This window comes from Rathayibacter sp. AY1A5 (genome assembly GCF_002930875.1).
Taxonomy (GTDB): Bacteria; Actinomycetota; Actinomycetes; order Actinomycetales; family Microbacteriaceae; genus Rathayibacter.
Genome location: NZ_PSTM01000004.1, coordinates 147,253 through 167,111 on the forward strand (window position 1 = coordinate 147,253; position 19,859 = coordinate 167,111).

A 19,859-nucleotide genomic window follows, 5' to 3' on the forward strand; every position below is an offset into this window, starting at 1 on the left:
TGCCACCGTACGGGGGCACGGCCGGGCGGAGCGCATCGTCGCGCGCATCCGCGCGTGGCGGACAGCGCTCATCGGGTGCGCCCGACCACGCTGGCCACGAGCGGGCGGACCTCGTTGCGAAAGGCCTCCGACACCGCGGGCGTCTCCAGCGCCGCCCAGGCGCGGTCGGCGAACTGGTTCGCGAGCCCCTCGGCGTAGCTGCGGGCGCCGCACTCCTCGAGGATGCCGCGCACCTTCTCCGCGGTCTCGGGCGCGAGGTGCTCGTCGCCGATCAGCGCCTCGATGTCGGGCCAGCAGTCCGTGCCGGCCGCGTGGGCGATGAGGACGGTGCGCTTGCCCTCGCGGAGGTCGCCCAGCGTGGTCTTGCCGGTCTGCCCCTCCGAGCCGAAGACCCCGAGCAGGTCGTCGACGATCTGATAGGCGATGCCGATCCAGCGGCCGAACTCGCCGAGGGCGTCCACCGCGGCGTCCGAGGCCCCGGCGAGGATCGCTCCGGCCTGCAGCGGCGCCTCGAACGAGTAGACGGCCGTCTTGAGGCGCTCCATCTCGAGCACCTCGTCGACCGAGGGCATGCCCGGCATGAGGGAGAAGTCCACATCGGCCAGCTCACCCGCGGCGGAGGCGAAGACGGCCTCGTCGAGCAGGGTGAGCAGGCGGGCCCGCACGCCGTCGGAGGCGCCGACGCCCTCGACGAGGCGGTGGGCGCCGGTGAGGGCGAGGTCCCCGGCGATCACGGCCACCGAGGTGCCCCGGTGCTCGGCGATCGGGATGGAGAGGCCCGCGGTCGTCGCCTCGTCGCGGTAGCTGCCCGAGACGTTCGGGCCGCCGCGGCGCACGAAGTCGCGGTCGATCACGTCGTCATGCACGATCAGCGCGGTGTGCAGCAGCTCGAACGCCGCGCCGAGGTGGGCGGCGGCCTCCGGATCCTGGCCGCCGTGGGCCTCGTACGCGGAGATCACCATCAGCGGGCGGAAGCGCTTGCCGCCGCGGGTGTTGGCCTCCAGCGTCTGCCAGAGGGTCAGGTAGCGGGGTCCGAGACGCACCGCCCGGGACCTCGCCAACGAGAAGAACCTGTCCAGGACGGCATCGACGTGCTCCTGCCTCAACCGGGACAGAACCACGGGGTCGCGCGTATCCACGTGGGAAGGCTAACAAAGGGGAGAACCAGGACGATAAGCCGGCTGATGTGTTGCGGCGTGCTTGACTTGCGGGTATGACTTCGCCAGCCGCCACTGTGCAGACGGACCGGATCGAGCAGGTGGTCCTCCTCGACGAGGCCGGGAACGCTGTGGGGGTCGCCGACAAGGCGACCGTGCACGACACGGCCACTCCCCTGCACCTCGCGTTCTCCTGCCACGTCTTCTCCCCGGACGGCGCGCTTCTGGTGACCCGCCGCGCACTCGAGAAGCGCACCTGGCCGGGCGTCTGGACCAACTCCTTCTGCGGGCACCCCGCCCCGGGCGAGCGGATCGAGGACGCCGTCGTCCGCCGGGCCGAGCGCGAGCTCGGCGCCCGGCTGGCCACGCTGGAGGTCGCCCTGCCGGACTTCCGCTACCGCGCGGTCGACGCGTCCGGCGTCGTCGAGAACGAGATCTGCCCCGTCTACACGGCGACGCTGTCGAGCCGCGACGCCCTCGATCCGCGCCTCGACGAGGTCATGGACTACGAGTGGGTCGACGCCGAGGCGACGCTCGCCGCCGTCCGCTCGACCCCCTGGGCGTTCTCCCCCTGGCTCGTGCTGCAGCTCCCCCGCCTGCTGGGCTGACCCCCGCGCCCTGATCCCTGCGCCGGAGTCAGTCGGTGTAGACGTCCGTGCGGTGGAAGTTGAGCGCCGACCGCGACGCGGTCGGACCGCGCTGGCCCTGGTACCGCGAGCTGTACTCCGCCGAGCCGTAGGGCTTCTCGGCGGGCGAGCTGAGGCGGAAGAAGCACATCTGGCCGATCTTCATCCCCGGCCAGAGCGTGATGGGGAGCGTCGCGACGTTGCTGAGCTCGAGGGTGACGTGGCCGGTGAAGCCCGGATCGATGAACCCGGCGGTCGAGTGGGTCAGCAGCCCGAGCCGTCCGAGCGAGCTCTTGCCCTCGAGGCGCGCCGCGATGTCGTCCGGCAGCGACACCTCCTCGTAGGTCGAGCCGAGCACGAACTCTCCCGGGTGGAGGATGAACGGCTCGCCCTGCGGCGTCTCGACCAGGCGGGTCAGCTCGGGCTGGTCCTCGGCCGGATCGATGTACGGGTAGCGGTGGTTGTCGAACAGCCGGAAGAAGCGGTCGAGGCGCACATCGACGGACGACGGCTGCAGCATCGACGGATCGTGCGGGGCGAGCCCCACGCGGCCGGAGGCGAGTTCGAGCGAGATGTCGCGGTCGGAGAGGAGCACGCTGCGATCCTAGGGCGTGGTGCGAACCCGGGGCGTGGGCCGGCTCCGGGCCTTGCTACGATGTCCTGGTGCGCCCGAGCGGCGCCGCGCGAGTGTAGTTCAATGGTAGAACTTCTGCTTCCCAAGCAGATGGCGCGGGTTCGATTCCCGTCACTCGCTCTCCTCCTCCCCTCGTCTGCGGCCGATCCTCCGGCCCGATGCGAGCGGCTCCTCCTCCGGCCCGACGCGAGCGGCTCCTCCTCCGGCGCTGCAGCGGCGTCCGTCAGCGCAGCGGCGTCCGGCAGACCAGCGGCGTCCGTCATCCCAGCAGCGGCAGCCGCCGGACGATCCTGTCGATCCGGTTCCTCGGCCCCACCAGGCTGACCGCGAGGTACTGCAGCTCGTCGGAACCGCTCGCCGCCACCGCCTCCCGGTACTCGTCGTACACCCGGGTGGCCTGCGCCGACGCGGGCATGTCGGCGACGAACGTCCCGTCGTGCGCCTCGGCCTTCGCGCGGATCGCGAGCAGGGTCGCCGCGTCGGCGGCGAGGACCGTGCAGCCGGCCCACGGCAGACCGGGATGCAGCGATCCGGACGCGTCGGCGGGGCTCGGTCCGAGCAGCCCCGCGACGTGCGCGGCCGTCGCGGCGCCCACGCAGATCGCGGCGTTCACGGCGCGGCCGGCGGGGAGGGACTCGTCGACGACGACCACCCACTTGAGGCGGGCCGAGCGGGTGGGCGCGGCGGTGTCGATCTCGTCGGGGTGGAAGCCGACGGCGTCGGGGGCGGGGATGGTCATGATGCTCCTCGGTTCGTGCGCAGTGACGTCACGAACAGTAGGCAGGAGGGCTCCCCTTCGGCAGGATCTCCGTATGAACGACCAGCAGAACGGCCCAGGAGCGGCACTCGACGAACTCGACGTCCGGATCCTGCAGGTCCTGCAGTCGGATGCACGGATCACGAACCGTGACCTCGCAGCCGCCGTGCACGTCTCGCCGACCACCGCCCTCGACCGCACGAGGAGCCTCCGGCGCCGCGGCGTGATCACCGGCGCGACGCTCACTCTCGACTTCGCGGCCCTCGGGCGCGGCGTGCAGGCGCTGATCGCGGTCCGCATCCGTCCGCCGTCGCGCGAGATCATCGAGGCCTTCCGCGACTGGGTCGCCGGCCTCGACGAGACGGTCGGCGTGTTCGTCACCTCCGGCTCGGAGGACTTCATCATCCACGTCGCCGTCCGCGACAACCAGGACCTCTACGCCTTCGTCATCGACGAGCTGACGCAGCGCCGCGAGGTCGCCGACGTGCGCACCTCGGTCGTCTACGAGCACTTGCGCGAGCAGGTCGTCCTGCCGCTGAAGCCGCACGGCCGCGCGGAGCGGTGAGGCGCCCGCGCGGCGTTTCGACGCGACACGCCGGGCGGATCCGCGGCAGCGCGCGGGATCGCGGGACGCAGAGGGCAGGGTGGAGGGGTGACAGAGCTCGTCCAGATCCCGTCGCCGGGCGTCGCCCTCGAGTACGGGCACCCCGGCCGGCCCGTGGTGGTCGTGCTGCACGACGTGTTCGGGCGCCTGCCGTGGCTGGAGCCGTTCGCCGAGGCCGTGGCGAAGCACGGCTACCACGTGCTCGTGCCCGACCTCTACGACGGCTGGGCCACGCTCTCCCCGGAGGACGCGCGCGACCTCGCCGCGATGGCCGCGCAGGACCGCACCCTCGCCGCCGTCGCCGAGGCGGTCGGCACCGGAGTCGCGGCCGGGGCGCCGCGCAGCGCCGTCATCGGCTTCGGCTTCGGCGGCCGCCTCGGGCTGCTCGCCGCGGGCACCGGGCTCGTGGACGCGGTGGTCGCGTACTACGCCACCCTCGGTGCGGAGGAGCACGTGCTGGTCCCGTGCCCCACCCTCCTGCACTACGCGCAGAGCGACGAGTGGCCCGCGGGCGACGACCCGGAGTCGTTCGTCGGACGGCTGAAGGAGTCGGGGACGCCGGTCACGGCGCACACCTACCCGGACACGCAGCGGCATTTCGCGAACGGCAACCTGCGCGACGCGGTCAGCCCCGCCTCCGCGGCGCTCGCCTACGCGCGGACGCTCTCGTTCCTCAATCCCCAGCTCATCGACACCTGAGCTCAGCCCTGCACGTCGTGCAGGTGGTGCTGGACGTCGTGCAGGTAGTAGCGGGCGATCGTGTCGACCGTGAACGCCGCGCCGTCGCTGCGGCGGCCTCGGCGCTGCCACTGGGCGCCGGCGACGGAGTCGAACACCTCGGCGATGCGCTCGGCCGCCTCGACCAGCTCGCGGCCGACCGTCGCGGGGTCCTGCTGGTCGTAGCGCTCCTCCACGGCGGTGACGTCCTGGTCCCAGTTGGGGTAGAGCGGGTCGTCGCCGGCGAGCATCAGCTGCACACGGGTGCGGTAGATGCGGTGCACGTCGCGCACGTGCGCGGCGTACTCGAGCGGCGACCAGGTCTCGTCGTCGGGCCGGCCCGCCGCGTCGTCGCGGTCGAGCACGTAGGGCCAGGCGGCGGCGTTCTCGCGGATGAGCTCGGCGACCTCGTCGGCGTCGACGAGCGAGGCGTCGAAACCGCACTCGAGGCACGGGCGCTCGAGGACCCAGGTCCAGTCCTTGGTGTCGGGAGTGATCGGCATGGCACCAGAGTAGGGCGCCGCCGGATCAGCAGCGCGTCGGGGTCCCCTGCACGGCGCCGCGCTCGCCGTCGGCCGTCCACGGGAGCCGGGGCAGGCCCTCGGCTCCCGCCGCGGCTCCCTGCTCGACCGCGATGGCGGCCAGGGTGCGGGCGACCGTCGCGGCGAAGTCCCCGCCGGGCGTCGAGCTGTTGATCGAGACGGCCACGGTCAGGCCCGAGACCGGGTCGGAGTACGCCGCGGTGACGAAGCCGGGCGCGAGGCCCGAGAAGCCGCGGAGGGGTCCCGCCTCGTGCCCGCCGAGCCCGGCGCGGAGGTAGTCGGCGCGGCCCTGGCCCTGGACGACCGGGTCCCGCCACATGGCGTCGTCCGCGGGATCGGCCGCGAGACCCGTCGCCAGCCGCCGGAGGTCCTCCAGATCGGTCAGTGCTCCGCCGGCGGCGCCGAGGGCGGACGGGGACGCGGCGGTGACGTCGAGGCGCACGTCGCAGCGCTTCTCCCCGGTCGCCGGGTCGAGCGCGACCGCATAGCCGCGGGGGGACGGAGCGGGCAGGTCGACCTCGGAGGCGCCGGGCAGCTCCGTGCTCCGCAGCCCGTACCGCGGCACCACGTACTGGTCGTAGAGCTCCCCGATGCTCCGACCGGTCACCTGCGCAGCGACGATGCCGGCGAGCAGCGGACCGGTGGCGGAGTCGGACCACGCCGCTCCGGACTCGGCCGAGGCACCGCGCACCTGGGCCGCGGCGAGCAGCTCGAGCGTCGGCCACTGCCGCGGGGGGTTCTGGAGCACGGTCGGCCAGAGCGCCGAGCGGAAGTCGGCCAGGCCGGAGGTGTGCGCGCAGAGCTCGCGCAGGGTGAGCCCGTCGATGCCGGGCAGGGAGCGCAGCGTCTCGCCGACGTCGGCGTCGAGGTCGACCCGGCCGGAGTCGGCGAGGGCGAGGACCACGTCGCAGGTCATCGCCTCGGTGCCGCCGGTGCCGAGCCGCAGGTGCGCGTCGGTGGTGAGGGCGGTGGTGCGCTCGTCCGACTCCCAGCCGACCGCGCCCTCCCAGCTGCCGCCCCACGGCGACCAGACGCCGGCGACCGCTCCGGTCGCGCCGGCGACGCCGACCGTCTCGTCGAGGAACCCCGACAGGGCGGAGGCGAGCTCCTCCGACGCCGCCTGCGCGGGCGCCTCCGCCACGCGCGAGGCGGCGGCGGGCGTGCAGCCGGCCAGTGCGAGCACGAGGACCGGGACGACGAGCAGTCCTGTCCGCGTCCGTCTGCGAGATCCCATGCCGTGCGACTCCCCCGTCGTCTGCGAACGGCACCACTGTACGGGGGCTCCGTCGGGCCGGAGAGGGCCGCTGAGCGCGCGATCGCGATTCGTGTCCTGACCGTGACCGGCGGAGTCCACCCCGTTCCCAAACCGGCAGGCGCCGGGTTACGAAGAGAGGGAGTACAGCGCAGAGGCGCTGCTCGAAGGAGGTAAGAGACCATGCGCAGATCCCCCAATCGACTGCTGGCGACTCTCTTCGGAGCCGTCTACGTCGTCGTCGGGCTCCTCGGCTTCGTCGTGACCGGAGGCGTGCAGTTCCTCTCGACCGAAGGCGGGCTCCTGCTCGGCGTCTTCGAGGTGAACCCGCTGCACAACATCGCCCACCTGCTCATCGGAGGCGCGCTGCTGATCGCGGGCCTGTCGACCGTCGCCGCGGCGAAGACCGTCAACGTGACCGTCGGAGCGGTGTACCTGCTGCTCGGCATCGTCGGCTTCTTCCTGGTCGACACCGCCCTGAACGTGCTGGCGCTGAACACCGCCGACCACTTCCTGCACCTGGCCAGCGCGCTGGTGCTCCTGGGAGTCGGACTCGGCACCGAGAAGACGGCGAGGACGCGCACCGCAGCGACCGCCTGACCCGGGCGGCACCTGCCGCCCCCCTCTACTCCGTCCGCCGTGGGCCCGCCGTTTTCCGCGGCGGACGGACTGAACGGCCCCGGACGACACGATGCGGTGTGTCGATCCGGGGCCTCCTCTTCTTCCCCGATCCAGCGAAGGAGCCGCCATGACCACCGTGGCCCGCTGCAACGCCGCTTTCGCCGGACTCGGCGCCGGGCTCGTCCACCTCTCGCTCGCCGCCGGCGGCGAGGGCGTGCAGGCCCCGGTGATCGGAGTGCTCGGTGCCGTCGAGATCCTCTGGGCGGTCCTCGTCCTGGCACGCGGCCGGATCGTCGTGCCGCGCTCCGCGCTGGTCGTCGCGGTCGCCTCCCTGGCGGCGTTCGCCCTCGCTCTGGCCCTCGGCGCACTCGCCGAGCCCCTCCCCGCGCTGGCGGCCGCGGTCCTCCAGCTGATCGCGGTCGCCGTGGTGGCCGTCTCGCTCCGCTCTCCGCGCGTCGAGGAGAAGGCCGTCTCGCCGTCGCGAGCTCTCGTCGGACTCCTGGCCGGCGCGCTCACCGTCTCCGCCCTCGCCACCCCCGCCATGGCCGCCTCCTCGGGCGGCTCGGGCGACATGGGCGGGATGATGCACTCCGTCGTCGACCGCGGACACGGGCACTGACGCCCTCTGGTCCCGGCGGCCCCGCTCGGCTAAGGTAAGGCAGACCTCAGTCGCCGAGGGAGGCCACCGTGTCGAACGTCATCCCGTTCTCCGAGGCCCTGCGCCTGCGCATCGGGCAGTCCGGCGCGGACGACGAGGGCGCCGCCTTCATGACCTCGCTGATGACCGGCTCCGGCAGCCGCGACGACTACATCGCGCTCATCTCGCAGCACTACTTCGTCTACGAGGCCCTCGAGGCCGTGGCGGAGGACATGGCCGGCGATCCGGTCGCGGAGCCCTTCCTCTCGGCCAAGCTCACCCGGCTCCCCGCGATCGCGGAGGACCTGCGCTTCCTCGTCGGTGAGGACTGGCGGGAGCGCATCCGCCCGCTGCCCTCGACCAGCGCCTACGTCGACCGGATCCGCACCGTGGCCGCGGGCTGGAGCGGCGGCTTCGTCGCCCACCACTACACGCGCTACCTCGGCGACCTCTCCGGCTGCGCGATCGTCCGCGGGCTGCTGCAGCGGCGGTTCGGCTTCGAGACCAACGGCGTCGGCTTCTTCCTCTTCGGCGAGATCGCCGCACCGTCGGCCTTCCGCGCCACCTACCGCGAGCAGCTCGACGCCGCGGGCTGGGACGAGGAGGAGCGCGAGCGGGTCATCGCGGAGGTCGCGGAGGCGTACCGGCTGACGACGGAGCTGTTCCGCGATCTCGACCGGACCTGCGCGGCGGCCTGAGGCCCCTGCTCCCACGTCCTCCGCGGGGCGTCAGTCCGCGGACGCCTCCGCGACGGCGGCGGGCTCGGCTCGCCGTTCGGACATGAAGCGCAGCACGTCCTTGTCGACGATGATGTCGCTCGGCCGGAGCGGCCGCGTCAGGTAGAGCCCCTCGAGGCTCGTGATGCGGCTGAGCGCCACGTAGGTCTGCCCGGGGGCGAAGGCGCGCTGCCCGAGGTCGACCACGGCGGAGTCGTAGGTCTTGCCCTGCGACTTGTGGATCGTGACCGCCCACGCCAGGCGGAGCGGGAACTGTGCGAACTCGGCGACGATCTCGCGGGTGAGCTTCTTCGTCGCGGCGGAGTAGGAGTAACGGTAGCGCTCCCAGGTCGCGGGCTCGACCTCGTGGACCTCGCCGTCCACCTCGACCCACACCGTTCCCGCGACCTTCGTCACCCGGCCGATCGTGCCGTTCACCCAGCGCTGCTCGGAGTCGTTGCGCAGGAACATCACGTGCGCGCCGATCTTGAGCTCGAGGTTCTGGTCCGCCGGATAGGCACGCCCGCCGAAGTCGCCGCTGATCTCGGCCGACGCGGTCTTCAGCGGGCCCTTCAGCCGCGCGAGCGCCGCCTGGTTGATGCGGTTGACCGTGTCGTTGCGGGTCGCGAGCGTGATCGCGTCGTCGGCCGGAGGCGTCCGCGCGCCCGCCGCGTTCAGCACGTCGGCGATCTCCTTCGTCACCATGCCGAAGCGGACCGCGTTGAGCATCCACTTGAAGCGCTCGTCGCTCTGCCGGTGGATCCGGCCGAGCTCGACGATCCGCAGCGGCGCCTCCTGCCAGACGAGGGCGTCGAAGAACCACAGCGAGCGGTAGCGGTCGGCGAAGTAGGCGCGCTCCTCCGGATCGCCGGGAACGGGTGCGAGCTGGAACGGGTCGCCGAAGAGGACGACCTGCACGCCCCCGAACGGCTCGGAGCGCCGCTGCCGCGCCTGCCGGAGGCTGCGGTCGATCCCGTCGAGCAGGTCGGCGTTGACCATGGAGATCTCGTCGATGACGAGCGTGTCGATGGTGTTGAGGAGCTTGCGCAGCTCGGGCGGCTGGTCGAGGTCGGAGTCGGCGATGACGCCGATCGGCAGTCGGAAGAGCGAGTGGATGGTCTGGCCGCCGACGTTCAGCGCCGCGACGCCGGTGGGGGCGCAGATGACGATCTGCTTGTCGGTGTTCCAGCTCAGGTGGTTGAGCAGGGTGGACTTGCCCGTGCCCGCGCGACCCGTGACGAACAGGTGCTCGCGCGTGTTCTCGATGAGGTCGAAGACCCGCTGCTGCTCGTCGGAGAGGGTCGGCTGAGTCACCGCTCCACTGTACCCGCGGGCCGCCGGGACCCCGGGGCCCGGGCGCGGATCAGCCGCGCTTCTGGAGGGCGGCCAGGCGGTCGTTGTAGGCCGTGAGCTCGGCCTCTCCGGTGCGGTCGGCCTGGCGGTCGCGGCGCTTGGTCTCGCGGGCGTCGGAGCGGCTCCACATCATCGCGACGACGATCGCGAGCGCGAGGGTGGGGATCTCGCCGATGCTCCACGCGATGCCGCCGGCCGCCTGCTGATCGGCGAGCGCGGAGGTGCCCCAGCCCATCGCTCCGTACCAGTCGGCCAGGAGCAGCCCCTCCCCCGTCATCAGTGCGAGGCCGAAGAAGGCGTGGAACGCCATGGTGCCCAGCAGCAGCAGGAGGCGCATCGCGTAGGGCACGCGGTGCACGCTCGGGTCCACTCCGATCAGGACGCTGACGAAGAGGTAGCCGGTGATCAGGAAGTGGACGATCATCCACTCGTGGCCGATGTGGTCCGTGGTGGCCCAGCGGAACAGCGGGGAGTAGTAGAAGCCCCAGAGCGACCCGACGAACAGCAGCGCGGCGACGATCGGGTGCGAGATCGCGGTGGCGAAGCGCGAGTGAACGGCGAGCAGCACCCACTCGCGGGCGCCGCGGGAGCCGTCGGTGCGGCGGGCGGCGGCGCGGGCGATGAGCGTGACCGGTGCCGCCGGGACGAGCAGCAGCGGCACCGCCATGGTGAGGACCATGTGCGAGAGCATGTGGGCGCTGAACAGGTACTTCTCGTACGCGTTCACCCCGCCGTTCGTGATGTAGGCCAGGAGGAGCATGCCCGCGATCCAGAGGATCGTGCGGTGCAGGGGCCAGCGGTCGCCGCGGCGGTGCAGGCGCACCACTCCGGCGACGTAGAACGCGATGGCGAAGGAGCAGACCAGGAGCCAGACCAGGTCGATGTTCCAGAGCGTGAGGAAGTTCATCGCGCTCGCGGGCGGCGGCAGGGGCTCGCCCGTCAGCAGCTGGGCCGGGGTCGGATCCGTGAGCTGGCTGGCGGCGATCTGGTCGACCGGGGTCGCGGTGCGCGCGAGCGCCGCAGCGACTCCGGAGGCGATCCCCATGAAGGCGATCTCGGCGCCGACGAGCCACCAGAAGCTGCGGCCGCCGACACCGCCGGCCTTCCGCATCCGCTCGATGAGGTAGCGGCGCTGCAGAACGCCGAACAGGCCCAGCGCGACCAGCGCCGCGACCTTGACCAGCACGAGGATCCCGTAGCCGGTCAGCAGGTTGTCGAGAGTGGCGAGCCGGAGCTCGGCGCTGACGTACCCGGACGCCGCGACCACGACGAAGCTCACGAGCGCGAGGCTGGAGTAGCGCTCGATCACGGGCAGCAGGCGGGAGCCGCCGAGCAGGGGCCGCAGGGCGATGACGGTGATGAGGCCGCCCAGCCAGATCGCCGCGAAGACGAGGTGCAGGCCCAGCGCCGTGACGGCGGCGTCGTGCCCGCTCGCTCCCGCCGCGTGCCCCTGCTGCGCCATCGGCAGCAGCGTGAGCAGGGCCAGGCCCGTGACGAAGACGAGCGCGGTCTGGTTGCGGACGGCGAAGCAGAGGACGGTGACGACGGCCGCGAGCAGCGTCGTGATGAGCCAGGCCTGGCCGACCTCGATGCTGCCGATGAAGTAGCTGAGCTTGGTGCCGAAGTCGCGGTCGAGGCTCAGGGGCGTCTGCGTGACGTTGAGGAAGGTGAGGAACCCGGTCACCGCGCTGGCCGCCGCGAAGAACGCGGCGCTGGCGGCGGCGACGTCGAGGGCGATCGAGAACTCGGTGCGCGGCTCGGGCGCGGCCTCGGCGGGCGCGGGGCGCGCGGGCGCGACCGCGGTGCGCGTCGATCCGGCGCGGGAGGAGGACTGGCCGCCGCGCGAGGAGGCGTGAGCGGTCGAGGCGCGGGACGAGGACTGGGCGTCGCGGGCGGCGGCGGCGCGGGGGCTCAGCGCGAACAGCGTCAGCACGAGCGAGCCGATCATGCCCGCGGCGCCGAGATTGACGGCCAGCTTGGCGATCGGGAGGCCGTAGCGGACCACGGGGCCGGGATCGTTCAGCAGCGGAGCCGCGGCTCCCCCGCCGAAGGCCAGGGCCGCGAGGAGGGCGACGAGCGCTGCGGCGACGAGCACGAGCGCAGGGCCGACGATCCGGACGGTTCGATTCACCGGTCCAGCCTACGTTCCGCGGCTGATCGGCAGCCGCGTCCGCGGACGACGACGGCCCCGGCGCAGTGCCGGGGCCGTGTCGGAGGGCGCGACTACTTCGCGGCGGCCTTGAGCTTGGTGCCCGCGGAGACCTTGACCGAGTGGCCGGCGGCGATCTGGATGGTCTCGCCGGTCTGCGGGTTGCGGCCGGTGCGCGCGGCGCGGGAGGTGCGCTCGACGGCGATCCAGCCGGGGATGGTGACCTTCACGTCGTTCGACACGGAGTCGGCGAGGGTGGTGAAGAGCGAGTCGAGGACGCCGTTGACGGCGGCCTGGCTCTGGCCGGAGTCGGCGGCGATCTTCGCGACGAGCTCGGTGCGGTTGAGCGACTTGTCAGCCATGGAGTGTCCTCCCAGGACGTTCTCGCTGTCGGAACAGCTGGTTTCGATGGATCGTCCTCGGCCGGGGACGGACGTCCTCAACCGGTCGGACCGTCGGTAACCTACCAGCCCCGCCCCGGATCTCCGGCGATTCCGGCCTTGAGACGCCCGGAACGACGCCGATCGCGCCGGTCGGTCCCTCCACAGGAGGCGCTCGGCGCCTCTCGTCCACCGATCCGCCGATCGCCACTCCGCAGAGTCCGCCGCCTGACGAGGATCGGCTCATGACGACGACGGCACTCCTCCCTCCATCCGCTCCGGCCGACGCGGCCCTCCCCCGGCCGCCCCGGCGGCACCCTCCCGCTCGCCGGCCGTACGAGCCCGGCCTCGCCGCGCTCGCGCTGGGCCTGCTCGCGCTCGCGTCCTCCGTGCATCCGCTCTGGGCCCTCCCCGCCGTCGCCGTGGCGGTCGCCGCGGTGATCGCGTCCGTGCGGGCGCTGCGGTGGGCGGGCGAGCGGGGGAGCGCGGTGGCCGGGCTCGCCTGCGCGGCTCTCGCGCTGCTCGTCTGCACCGTCACGGCACCCGCCTCCGTGCGGGCGGGCCTCGCCGTGCTGGCCTGGATCGCCGCCCTGCGGCCCGGCTCGTGAGCGGGCGCGGCTCCGGTCCAGCCCGCCTCGCTACAGTGACGGCGGCCTGCGCCCGAGCGGGCCGGGAGGACGGCCACGATGGCTCAGACGGACGGTTGGATCTCGACGGCGATCTGGTGGCACGTCTACCCGCTCGGCTTCACGGGCGCCGAGGCGAGCGCCTCGGAGGGTCCGGGCCCGGACGACGAGCCGCAGCACCGCCTCCGCGCCCTGCTCCCCTGGCTCGACGACCTGCTGGCGCTGGGCTGCAACGGGCTGCTGCTGGGGCCGGTCTTCGCCTCCTCCACCCACGGCTACGACACGGTCGACCACTTCCGGGTCGATCCCCGCCTCGGCGACGAGGCAGACCTCGACGCGCTGATCGCCGCGTGCCGCGAGCGCGGGATCCGGGTGCTGCTCGACGGGGTCTTCAACCACGTGGGACGGGAGCACCCCTGGTGGCGTGCCGCGGTCGCAGCCGGCGAGGGCTCCCCCGAGGCGGCGCGCTTCTCCCGCAGCGAGCGGTCGCAGGAGGTCGACGGCCTCCGCGTCGACGTGTTCGAGGGGCACGACGCTCTGGTCGAGCTCGACAACGGGAACCCCGAGGTCGCGGAGCACGTGTCCTCCGTGCTCGCGCACTGGCTCGAGCGGGGCATCGACGGCTGGCGGCTCGACGCGGCGTACGCGGTCGCGCCGGCGGCCTGGCACGCGGCGATCGACCCGGTGCGGCAGCGCTTCCCCGACGCATGGTTCGTCGGCGAGGTCATCCACGGCGACTACACCGGCTACGTGCGGGAGTCGGGGCTCGACTCGGTCACGCAGTACGAGCTCTGGAAGGCCGTCCGCAACTCCCTCGAGGAGGCGAACCTCTTCGAGCTGGCCTGGTCCCTGAAGCGCCACGACGACTTCGTCCGCGAGTTCCTGCCCCTCACCTTCGTCGGCAACCACGACGTGACCCGGATCGCCAGCGCCGTCAGCGACGAGCGCCACCACGGCCACGCCGCGGCGATCCTCGGCTTCGTCGCCGGCGTGCCGAGCATCTACTCCGGCGACGAGCGGGGCCTGCGCGGCGTCAAGGAGGAGCGGATCGGCGGCGACGACGCGATCCGCCCGGAGTTCCCGGCCGAGCCCGCCGAGTGGCCGGGCGGGGAGGCCTACCGGGCCCACCAGGAGGTCGTCGCGTTCCGCCGACGGAACCCGTGGCTGGTCGGCGCGAGCACCCGCACGGTCGACCTCTCCAACACCGCCGTGATGCTCGTGGCGGAGGGCCCGGAGGGACGCACCGCGCGGCTCGCGCTGAACATCGGCGACGAGACGGCGACCGTCGGCGGCGTCCAGGTCGCTCCCCACTCCTGGTCGCTGCACGACTGACCAGGCGCGCGGGCGGCCCGGCAGTGCGCGACGGAGCGTCGACCTCCGGGGGCCCGTCCTCTACGCTCGGGCGCATGCCGAGACCTGCACGAGGACCCTTCGACGGGCGAGCCGACTCGATCGACGACGCCGGGATGCCGGCGTCCGGACTCGAGCAGGCGTTCGCCGCCCCCGTCGACCCGGAGAGCGACCCCGGACCGGGCGAGAGGAGCGGCCTGTCGAGCCGCATCGCCCAGGAGCTGCTCGAGGACGGCTTCGGCCTCGACGCGAGCGACGAGGAGCCCCCGTCCCGCGCCGTGGAGATCGACGATCCCGCCCGCGCCGTGGGTGACGATCCCGCCCACCCCGTGCACGGCTCGATGTCCGGCGAGTTCGAGCGCCGCTGAGCCCGGCCGCCGTCGGTCGGTCGTCGACAGCCCGGCGGCACCGCTCCGCCCGCCGGCCGTCGTCACCCCGCCGGTACCGCGCCGCCGGCCGCCGGAGCCGGGTCCGGGCCGGCCGCCTGCAGCTCGGCGAGGAATCCGGGCCGGAGCACGCGTGCCTCGATCGACGCGGCTCCCGAGGTCCAGCCGTCGCCGAGCGGACGCTCGGGCGTGAGCAGCACGTGGCCCGGCGTCCCCGCTCGGCCGAGGGCGGCGGCGACGCGGCCCTCCGGATCGTAGAGGGCGTGGTCGACGAGCGGCCCGTAGACGGCGTGCACCGCGAAGTCCTCGCGGCTGCCGAGGAGGACGGGCAGCAGCTCCTCGCCCGGGCGCAGGCCGTGGGGCCACCAGCGGAAGCGCTCGACGAGCTCGTGGCAGGCGGCGCACGAGGGCGAGAAGAAGACGAGGTGCGTCGCCGGGCGGGACAGCTCCTCGAGCGTCAGGAGCTCGCCGGCCACCGTGACGAACGCGAGGTCGGCGGCCGAGAGGTCGCCCTCGGGCGCGCGCCCCGGCGCGGACTCCCTGTCGGCTGCGGACAGGCGGGCGGCCGCCCGGACGCGAGCGGCCGTCGACGCCGCACGGCGGTCGCGCACCAGCACGAGCGAGACCGCGGCGAGAGCGGCGGCGAGCCCGGACGCCGCCGCCGAGGCACCGCCGCCGCCGAGCAGCGCGGCCGGAGCGAGCCCGCCGAGGGCCCCGGCGACCGCGAGCGCGAGCAGCACCGCGTTCCTCGCGACGGTGCGTCCGGTCATCCGTGCCGAGCCCAGCCCGCCGAAGCACTCGCAGTCGACGTCCTCCGTCGCGCGGACCGCGCGGACGGCGACGACGAGGAACACGGCGTCGAGGAGCGCCACCGGCACGAGGGCGGCACGGTGCGCCGGAGCGGGCGCCAGCACCACCGCGGCGCCCAGCGCGATCTCGACGACGGGGAAGGCGGCCGCGAACCAGCCGCGGCGCCGGAGGAGGAGGGGGACCCCGAGCGCCTCGAGGCTCGCCCGGAACCGCTCCGTGCGGCCGAGCTTCAGGGCGCCGCTGACGACGAGCACCGCGCCCGCGCACCACGCGGCGATCGCGAGAACCGCCTCCAGCATCCGTCGCCCTCCTCGCTCGGCATCGACCCGCACAACGCTACCGGCGCGGACCGGCCTCCCGCGGCCGAGACGGGGAACGGGGCGGAGACGGCGCGATCCGGCGCGTTCCGCCCTCCGGACGAGCCGCTGCCGGCACATCCGGCGCCCGGATCCCTCCAGGCGGGGCGCCCCCGGGCTCCCTCCCGGTCCCGGACGGCCGCTCCGCCGTACACTGCGAGAGGATCGGAGGGGTCATGCGGGGACGGCGAGCGCGCGACGAGCGGCACGGCACGGCGGCGAGTCCGCCTGCGGCCGCCGCTCCCCCGGCTGCGGTCACGGCTCCGGCCCCCTCGGACTCGCCGGACGACGCCTCGGGCGACGTCTCGACCGGGATGCGGATCGCCGCCGCCTGGTCGTGGCGCTTCCTCGCCGTCGCCGGGCTCCTCTACCTCCTCGTGCGCCTCGTCTCGCTGCTGCCCGTGATCGTCGTGCCGGTGCTGATCGCGCTGCTGCTCACCGCGCTCCTCACCCCGCTGCGGAACCGGCTCGAGCGCCTGCGGCTCCCCCGCCCGCTCGCGGTCCTGGTCTCGATCGTCCTGATGCTCCTCCTGCTGACCGGCCTCGTCGGGCTGGTGATCGTGCAGTCGCGCTCCGGCTTCAGCGGAGTGGGGCAGCGCGCTCTCGACGCGGTCGACGGCGTCGAGGCGTGGCTGCGGAGCCCGCCGCTGTCGTTCTCGGACGTCCAGCTCTCGGACTGGGCGCAGCGCGCGGTCGACTGGGCCGACGCGCAGGCGTCGACGATCGCGTCCGGGGCCCTCGCCGTCGGCTCCCAGCTGGCCGAGGTCTTCGCCGGAACCCTCCTCACCCTGTTCTCGCTGATCTTCCTGCTCCTCGACGGCCGCCGGATCTGGCACTGGTTCCTCCGCCTCCTCCCCCGCCGCGCGCGCCCCGCGATGGAGCGCGGCGGCGCCGCCGGCTGGCGGACCCTCAGCCAGTTCGTGATCGCGCAGCTCGGCGTCGCCGGGATCAACGCCGTCGGCATCGGCATCGGCGCGCTCGCGCTGCAGCTGCCGCTCGTCGTGCCGATCGCGATCGTGGTGTTCCTCGGCTCGTTCGTCCCGATCCTCGGCGCGATCGTGACCGGTGCGCTCGCCGCACTGGTCGCTCTGCTGTTCAGCGGGCCCGTCGCCGCGCTGGTGATGGTCGGCGTCGTGATCCTGGTGCACCTGCTCGAGGGGCACGTGCTGCAGCCGCTCATCCTCGGGACCGCCGTGAAGGTGCATCCGCTCGCCGTGGTGCTCGGAGTCGCGACCGGGCTCGAGGTGGCCGGGCTCGCCGGGGCGCTGTTCGCGGTGCCGACCATCGCGACGCTGAACGCGGCGGTCACCGCCATGCGGGCGCGCGCGCCCGGAGCGGAGTGAGCGCGTTCGATCCGGCCGCCCGACCCGGATCGACGGTGCTGCCCGCCCTCGCCTGCCCGGTCTGCGGCGGCGCGCTCGCCCCCGACGCGCTGCCCCGCCCCTCCTCGCTCCGCTGCCCCCTCGGGCACAGCTCCGACCTCGCGCGCCAGGGCTACGCCTCGCTCCTGCGCGGGAGGCACGCGACCTCGGGCGACACCACGGCGATGGTGCAGGCCCGCGCCGACCTGCTCGGCTCCGGCCACTACCGCGTGATCCAGGACGCGGTCGCCGCGGCCGTCCCCGCCGATGCGCGGCTCGTGGTCGACCTCGGCTGCGGCACCGGGGCCTACCTCGCGGCCGTGCTCGAGGCGCATCCGGCGGCGGACGGGCTGGGCCTGGACCTCTCGGCCCCGGCCGCCCGCCGCGCCGCCCGCGCGCACCCTCGGGCGGCGATCGCGACCGCGGACCTCTGGCAGCCCCTCCCGCTGGCCGACGCCTCCGCCGACGCGCTGCTCACCGTCTTCGCGCCGCGGAACGCCCCGGAGATGCGACGGGTGCTCCGTCCGGGCGGCGTCGCCGTCGTCGTCACTCCGCGCGAGAGGCACCTGCACGAGATCCGCGAGCGGTTCGGGATGCTGGGCATCGACGCCGGCAAGGCGGAGCGGCTCGACGAGCAGCTGGCGGGGTTCGCGCTCGAGGAGCGCATCGAGCTCGACACGACGGTGCTGATGAGCGTCGACGAGCTGCGCGCCGAGGTGCTGATGGGGCCGAGTGCCCACCACGTGGATCCCGAGGCGCTGGACGCTCGGCTCGCGGCGGTGGAGGGGACGACCGCGGTGACGGTCGCGGTCACCGTGTCGCGCTTCGTGCGCGCGGAGTAGCGGCGGGCGTGCCGCCGACCCCGCGTCAGTACGTCTCGCGCAGGCGCTCCTGGTCGACCACCGCTTCGCGGTCCGCGAGGCGGCGCAGGCCCGCGAGGGGCTGGGCCATCCGGTGGTTGCCGCGGAGGACCGGCTCGGCCCGGTCGAGGAAGGCCCAGTACCCGGCGGTCACCGGGCAGGCGTTCTCGCCCAGGCGCACCTTCGGGTCGAAGCGGCAGCCGCCGCAGTAGTCGGACATCCGGTTGATGTAGGCGCCGCCCGAGGCGTACGGCTTCGTCGCGACGACGCCGCCGTCGGCGTGCTGGGACATCCCGATCACGTTCGCCGGCATCACCCACTCCGTGCCGTCGACGAAGACGTCCACGAACCAGTCGTTGAGCTCCGCCGGATCCCACCCCCGCTGCAGTCCCCAGTTGCCGAGCACCATCAGGCGCTGGATGTGGTGCGCCCAGCCGTGCCGGTGCACGTCGTCGAGAGTCTCGTGCAGGCAGTTCGCCTCGATGCCGCTCGGGTCGAGCGCGAGCAGCTCGGCGGGCAGCGGCGTGGAGGCGCCGAGCGCGCGGCTGCGGTTCCGGTACTCCGGTCCGAGGTGCCAGAACAGGTTCCAGACGTAGTCGCGCCAGCCGAGGATCTGGCGGATGAACCCCTCCGTCGCCGCGATCGGCGCGCCCCCGGCGGCGTACTCCGCCTCGGCCGCCTCGACGACCGTCCGCGGATCGAGCACGCCGAGGTTCATCGGGGCGCTGAGCAGCGAGTGGGCCATCGTCCAGTCGCCTGAGAGCATCGCGTCCTCGTAGGTCCCGAAGTCGCCCAGGCGCGACGACACGAAGTCGGCGAGCGCCGCCTCGGCCTCGGCGGGCGTCGCGGCGAATCGGCGCGGACCGTCGGCGCCGACCAGGCGGACCGCCCCCTCGGCCTCCCAGCGCGCGAGGTCGGCGCGCACCTCCTCGTCGATGTCGTCCTCCTCCGGCCACCACGGGTCCGGCAGGCCGAGCCGGGAGGCGCCCTTGGGCGGAGGCTGGCGGTTGTCGTGGTCGTAGTTCCAGCGGCCGCCCTCGGGCTGGTCGCCGCGCATCAGCACGCCGGTGCGCTCGCGGCTCAACCGGTAGAAGTCCTCCAGCAGCAGGCGCTTGCCCGAGCGGGAGAGCGCCCACTCGCGGAAGTCCTCCTCGGCCGTGATGAAGCCGCGGCTGGGCAGGACGCTCATGCCGAGCCTGCGGGCGAGGCGGCGGCCGCCGCGGGTCGGCGGGTCGATCACCTCGAGGTCGTCGCGCCCGGCGAGGGCCTCGCCGAAGGTCTCGGAGCGGACGTACTCGGCGCGGTCCCCGAGCTCGCGGGCGCGGTGGCGGAGCGCCGACAGCAGCAGCTGCGCCTTGGCGCGGTGCATCGGGCGGCGCCCGAACGCCGATCGGGCCTCGACCAGCAGCATCGGACCGCCGTCGTCGAAGGCAGGGCCGAGCTGGCCGATGACGCTCCAGCGGGTGCGAAGGGGTCTGCTCATCCTCGGAGGCTAGGCGGACGGATCCGGCGCCGGTAGGAGTTGCGCGGCACGGATGTGCAGCCGCCACGTCTTGCACCCCCGCCCCCGATGCAGAAGTCTCGGAGCGAGCGCGGCGGATCCGACCGCGCACCGACGCGACGAAGCGAGGAGGCCGCCATGGCCCACCACGACCACGACAACGAGCACCACGAGGGTCACGAGCACCACGACCACCACGAGGGTCACGACGAGCACACCGCCGGCCACGGCCGTCACGTCGCCGAGGGCACGAGCACCGAGGACACCGAGGGCGGCGAGTACACCTCGACGGAGGGCGTCTCGCACACCGCCGGCGAGGCCGAGGGCAGCTACGTCGACACCTCGGTCAACGAGCAGAGCACCGCCGACAAGGGCAGCTACGTCGACACCAGCGCCGCGGGCACCTCCGCCGAGGGCGAGGGCGAGTACACCGACCGCGACGAGTGACCCGCGCCCGGGCGCCG

The 19,859-nt window shown here is 73.7% G+C and carries 22 protein-coding genes and 1 tRNA gene; 13 read left to right on the top strand and 10 right to left on the bottom strand.

Translation table 11 applies throughout. From position 1 onward, the window contains the following. Nucleotides 1-68: 68 nt before the first annotated feature. Entirely contained in the window at nucleotides 69-1,043 is a 975-nt protein-coding gene (locus tag C5B98_RS04075) for a polyprenyl synthetase family protein (protein ID WP_244229492.1), read from the bottom strand. 170 nt (nucleotides 1,044-1,213) lie between these two features. Here C5B98_RS04075 and idi point away from each other — a divergent pair, with 170 nt between their 5' ends. Continuing rightward, entirely contained in the window at nucleotides 1,214-1,765 is a 552-nt protein-coding gene (gene idi, locus C5B98_RS04080; protein WP_104222897.1) for an isopentenyl-diphosphate Delta-isomerase, read from the top strand. A gap of 28 nt (nucleotides 1,766-1,793) precedes the next feature. Here idi and dcd read toward each other — a convergent pair whose 3' ends face one another. Beyond that, nucleotides 1,794-2,378 carry a dCTP deaminase gene (gene dcd, locus C5B98_RS04085; RefSeq protein ID WP_104222898.1) on the bottom strand — a complete coding sequence of 195 codons (585 nt, stop codon included), beginning with the start codon at nucleotides 2,376-2,378 and terminating at the stop codon, nucleotides 1,794-1,796. A gap of 88 nt (nucleotides 2,379-2,466) precedes the next feature. On the opposite strand from dcd, the gene C5B98_RS04090 reads away from it, so the two are divergent. Then, nucleotides 2,467-2,537 (top strand) — tRNA-Gly (locus C5B98_RS04090). A 139-nt stretch (nucleotides 2,538-2,676) separates the two neighbouring features. Here C5B98_RS04090 and C5B98_RS04095 read toward each other — a convergent pair. Beyond that, a complete protein-coding gene (locus C5B98_RS04095) occupies nucleotides 2,677-3,156 on the bottom strand; it encodes a DUF2000 domain-containing protein (RefSeq protein WP_104327367.1) in 480 nt (159 codons plus the stop codon). Nucleotides 3,157-3,229: 73 nt separating this feature from the next. Between C5B98_RS04095 and C5B98_RS04100 the strand changes: the two genes are divergently transcribed. Both C5B98_RS04100 and C5B98_RS04105 read left to right on the top strand, forming a co-directional pair. Then, nucleotides 3,230-3,739: an Lrp/AsnC family transcriptional regulator gene (locus C5B98_RS04100; protein WP_104226130.1), complete on the top strand. Its 510-nt coding sequence runs from the start codon at nucleotides 3,230-3,232 to the stop codon at nucleotides 3,737-3,739. 87 nt (nucleotides 3,740-3,826) lie between these two features. Continuing rightward, entirely contained in the window at nucleotides 3,827-4,477 is a 651-nt protein-coding gene (locus C5B98_RS04105) for a dienelactone hydrolase family protein (protein ID WP_104226129.1), read from the top strand. 2 nt (nucleotides 4,478-4,479) lie between these two features. Here the strand turns inward: C5B98_RS04105 and C5B98_RS04110 are convergent, their stop codons facing one another. Continuing rightward, entirely contained in the window at nucleotides 4,480-4,998 is a 519-nt protein-coding gene (locus tag C5B98_RS04110) for a DinB family protein (protein ID WP_104222903.1), read from the bottom strand. Nucleotides 4,999-5,023: 25 nt separating this feature from the next. Next, the gene (locus tag C5B98_RS04115; RefSeq protein ID WP_104327368.1) at nucleotides 5,024-6,271 is read right to left on the bottom strand and encodes a serine hydrolase; all 1,248 of its coding nucleotides are present in this window, start codon (nucleotides 6,269-6,271) and stop codon (nucleotides 5,024-5,026) included. Between the two features lie 201 nt (nucleotides 6,272-6,472). Here C5B98_RS04115 and C5B98_RS04120 point away from each other — a divergent pair, with 201 nt between their 5' ends. From C5B98_RS04120 to C5B98_RS04130, 3 genes are all read left to right on the top strand, one after another. Next, nucleotides 6,473-6,889, top strand: a complete 417-nt coding sequence (locus tag C5B98_RS04120) for a DUF4383 domain-containing protein (RefSeq protein ID WP_104222905.1) — start codon at nucleotides 6,473-6,475, stop codon at nucleotides 6,887-6,889. A 148-nt stretch (nucleotides 6,890-7,037) separates the two neighbouring features. Further along, complete coding sequence (locus C5B98_RS04125) at nucleotides 7,038-7,529, top strand: hypothetical protein (protein ID WP_104249917.1); 492 nt, start codon at nucleotides 7,038-7,040, stop codon at nucleotides 7,527-7,529. Nucleotides 7,530-7,597: 68 nt separating this feature from the next. Continuing rightward, nucleotides 7,598-8,245 carry a heme oxygenase (biliverdin-producing) gene (locus C5B98_RS04130; protein ID WP_104327369.1) on the top strand — a complete coding sequence of 216 codons (648 nt, stop codon included), beginning with the start codon at nucleotides 7,598-7,600 and terminating at the stop codon, nucleotides 8,243-8,245. Between the two features lie 30 nt (nucleotides 8,246-8,275). Here the strand turns inward: C5B98_RS04130 and C5B98_RS04135 are convergent, their stop codons facing one another. From C5B98_RS04135 to C5B98_RS04145, 3 genes are all read right to left on the bottom strand, one after another. Beyond that, a complete protein-coding gene (locus tag C5B98_RS04135) occupies nucleotides 8,276-9,577 on the bottom strand; it encodes an ATP-dependent RecD-like DNA helicase (protein WP_104222908.1) in 1,302 nt (433 codons plus the stop codon). A gap of 49 nt (nucleotides 9,578-9,626) precedes the next feature. Continuing rightward, complete coding sequence (locus tag C5B98_RS04140) at nucleotides 9,627-11,747, bottom strand: bifunctional copper resistance protein CopD/cytochrome c oxidase assembly protein (protein WP_258063434.1); 2,121 nt, start codon at nucleotides 11,745-11,747, stop codon at nucleotides 9,627-9,629. Nucleotides 11,748-11,839: 92 nt separating this feature from the next. After that, on the bottom strand, nucleotides 11,840-12,127 hold the full coding sequence (locus tag C5B98_RS04145; RefSeq protein WP_056037903.1) for an HU family DNA-binding protein: 288 nt from the start codon (nucleotides 12,125-12,127) through the stop codon (nucleotides 11,840-11,842). A 263-nt stretch (nucleotides 12,128-12,390) separates the two neighbouring features. On the opposite strand from C5B98_RS04145, the gene C5B98_RS04150 reads away from it, so the two are divergent. The 3 genes from C5B98_RS04150 to C5B98_RS17200 all read left to right on the top strand — a co-directional run bounded on the left by C5B98_RS04150 (nucleotide 12,391) and on the right by C5B98_RS17200 (nucleotide 14,489). Next, on the top strand, nucleotides 12,391-12,753 hold the full coding sequence (locus tag C5B98_RS04150) for a hypothetical protein (protein WP_104327370.1): 363 nt from the start codon (nucleotides 12,391-12,393) through the stop codon (nucleotides 12,751-12,753). A 78-nt stretch (nucleotides 12,754-12,831) separates the two neighbouring features. Then, nucleotides 12,832-14,103, top strand: a complete 1,272-nt coding sequence (locus C5B98_RS04155; RefSeq protein ID WP_104222910.1) for an alpha-amylase family glycosyl hydrolase — start codon at nucleotides 12,832-12,834, stop codon at nucleotides 14,101-14,103. Between the two features lie 74 nt (nucleotides 14,104-14,177). Next, nucleotides 14,178-14,489 carry a hypothetical protein gene (locus C5B98_RS17200; RefSeq protein WP_146076888.1) on the top strand — a complete coding sequence of 104 codons (312 nt, stop codon included), beginning with the start codon at nucleotides 14,178-14,180 and terminating at the stop codon, nucleotides 14,487-14,489. A gap of 62 nt (nucleotides 14,490-14,551) precedes the next feature. Here the strand turns inward: C5B98_RS17200 and C5B98_RS17205 are convergent, their stop codons facing one another. Beyond that, nucleotides 14,552-15,616, bottom strand: coding sequence for a MauE/DoxX family redox-associated membrane protein (locus tag C5B98_RS17205; RefSeq protein ID WP_104327371.1), 1,065 nt, complete (start codon nucleotides 15,614-15,616; stop codon nucleotides 14,552-14,554). Between the two features lie 233 nt (nucleotides 15,617-15,849). Between C5B98_RS17205 and C5B98_RS04170 the strand changes: the two genes are divergently transcribed. Together C5B98_RS04170 and C5B98_RS04175 are read left to right on the top strand one after the other, a co-directional pair. Then, nucleotides 15,850-17,016: an AI-2E family transporter gene (locus C5B98_RS04170; RefSeq protein WP_104226121.1), complete on the top strand. Its 1,167-nt coding sequence runs from the start codon at nucleotides 15,850-15,852 to the stop codon at nucleotides 17,014-17,016. Then, complete coding sequence (locus C5B98_RS04175; protein WP_104226120.1) at nucleotides 17,013-17,876, top strand: methyltransferase domain-containing protein; 864 nt, start codon at nucleotides 17,013-17,015, stop codon at nucleotides 17,874-17,876. Before C5B98_RS04170 ends, C5B98_RS04175 begins: the two co-directional genes overlap by 4 nt. A 25-nt stretch (nucleotides 17,877-17,901) precedes the next feature. Here C5B98_RS04175 and C5B98_RS04180 read toward each other — a convergent pair whose 3' ends face one another. Then, a complete protein-coding gene (locus C5B98_RS04180) occupies nucleotides 17,902-19,377 on the bottom strand; it encodes a cryptochrome/photolyase family protein (RefSeq protein WP_104327372.1) in 1,476 nt (491 codons plus the stop codon). 156 nt (nucleotides 19,378-19,533) lie between these two features. On the opposite strand from C5B98_RS04180, the gene C5B98_RS16825 reads away from it, so the two are divergent. Further along, complete coding sequence (locus C5B98_RS16825; RefSeq protein WP_181027115.1) at nucleotides 19,534-19,842, top strand: hypothetical protein; 309 nt, start codon at nucleotides 19,534-19,536, stop codon at nucleotides 19,840-19,842. Nucleotides 19,843-19,859 lie beyond the last annotated feature (17 nt).

Excerpts from the sequence above, each read along its gene's own strand:
- C5B98_RS04155 (WP_104222910.1), top strand. The coding sequence starts at position 12,832 with ATGGCTCAGACGGACGGTTGGATCTCGACGGCGATCTGGTGGCACGTC.
- C5B98_RS04180 (WP_104327372.1), bottom strand. The coding sequence starts at position 19,377 with ATGAGCAGACCCCTTCGCACCCGCTGGAGCGTCATCGGCCAGCTCGGC.
- C5B98_RS04095 (WP_104327367.1), bottom strand. The coding sequence starts at position 3,156 with ATGACCATCCCCGCCCCCGACGCCGTCGGCTTCCACCCCGACGAGATC.
- C5B98_RS16825 (WP_181027115.1), top strand. The coding sequence starts at position 19,534 with ATGGCCCACCACGACCACGACAACGAGCACCACGAGGGTCACGAGCAC.
- C5B98_RS04115 (WP_104327368.1), bottom strand. The coding sequence starts at position 6,271 with ATGGGATCTCGCAGACGGACGCGGACAGGACTGCTCGTCGTCCCGGTC.
- C5B98_RS04145 (WP_056037903.1), bottom strand. The coding sequence starts at position 12,127 with ATGGCTGACAAGTCGCTCAACCGCACCGAGCTCGTCGCGAAGATCGCC.
- C5B98_RS04150 (WP_104327370.1), top strand. The coding sequence starts at position 12,391 with ATGACGACGACGGCACTCCTCCCTCCATCCGCTCCGGCCGACGCGGCC.
- C5B98_RS17205 (WP_104327371.1), bottom strand. The coding sequence starts at position 15,616 with ATGCTGGAGGCGGTTCTCGCGATCGCCGCGTGGTGCGCGGGCGCGGTG.
- C5B98_RS04120 (WP_104222905.1), top strand. The coding sequence starts at position 6,473 with ATGCGCAGATCCCCCAATCGACTGCTGGCGACTCTCTTCGGAGCCGTC.
- idi (WP_104222897.1), top strand. The coding sequence starts at position 1,214 with ATGACTTCGCCAGCCGCCACTGTGCAGACGGACCGGATCGAGCAGGTG.
- C5B98_RS04110 (WP_104222903.1), bottom strand. The coding sequence starts at position 4,998 with ATGCCGATCACTCCCGACACCAAGGACTGGACCTGGGTCCTCGAGCGC.
- C5B98_RS04170 (WP_104226121.1), top strand. The coding sequence starts at position 15,850 with ATGCGGGGACGGCGAGCGCGCGACGAGCGGCACGGCACGGCGGCGAGT.
- C5B98_RS17200 (WP_146076888.1), top strand. The coding sequence starts at position 14,178 with ATGCCGAGACCTGCACGAGGACCCTTCGACGGGCGAGCCGACTCGATC.
- C5B98_RS04100 (WP_104226130.1), top strand. The coding sequence starts at position 3,230 with ATGAACGACCAGCAGAACGGCCCAGGAGCGGCACTCGACGAACTCGAC.
- C5B98_RS04125 (WP_104249917.1), top strand. The coding sequence starts at position 7,038 with ATGACCACCGTGGCCCGCTGCAACGCCGCTTTCGCCGGACTCGGCGCC.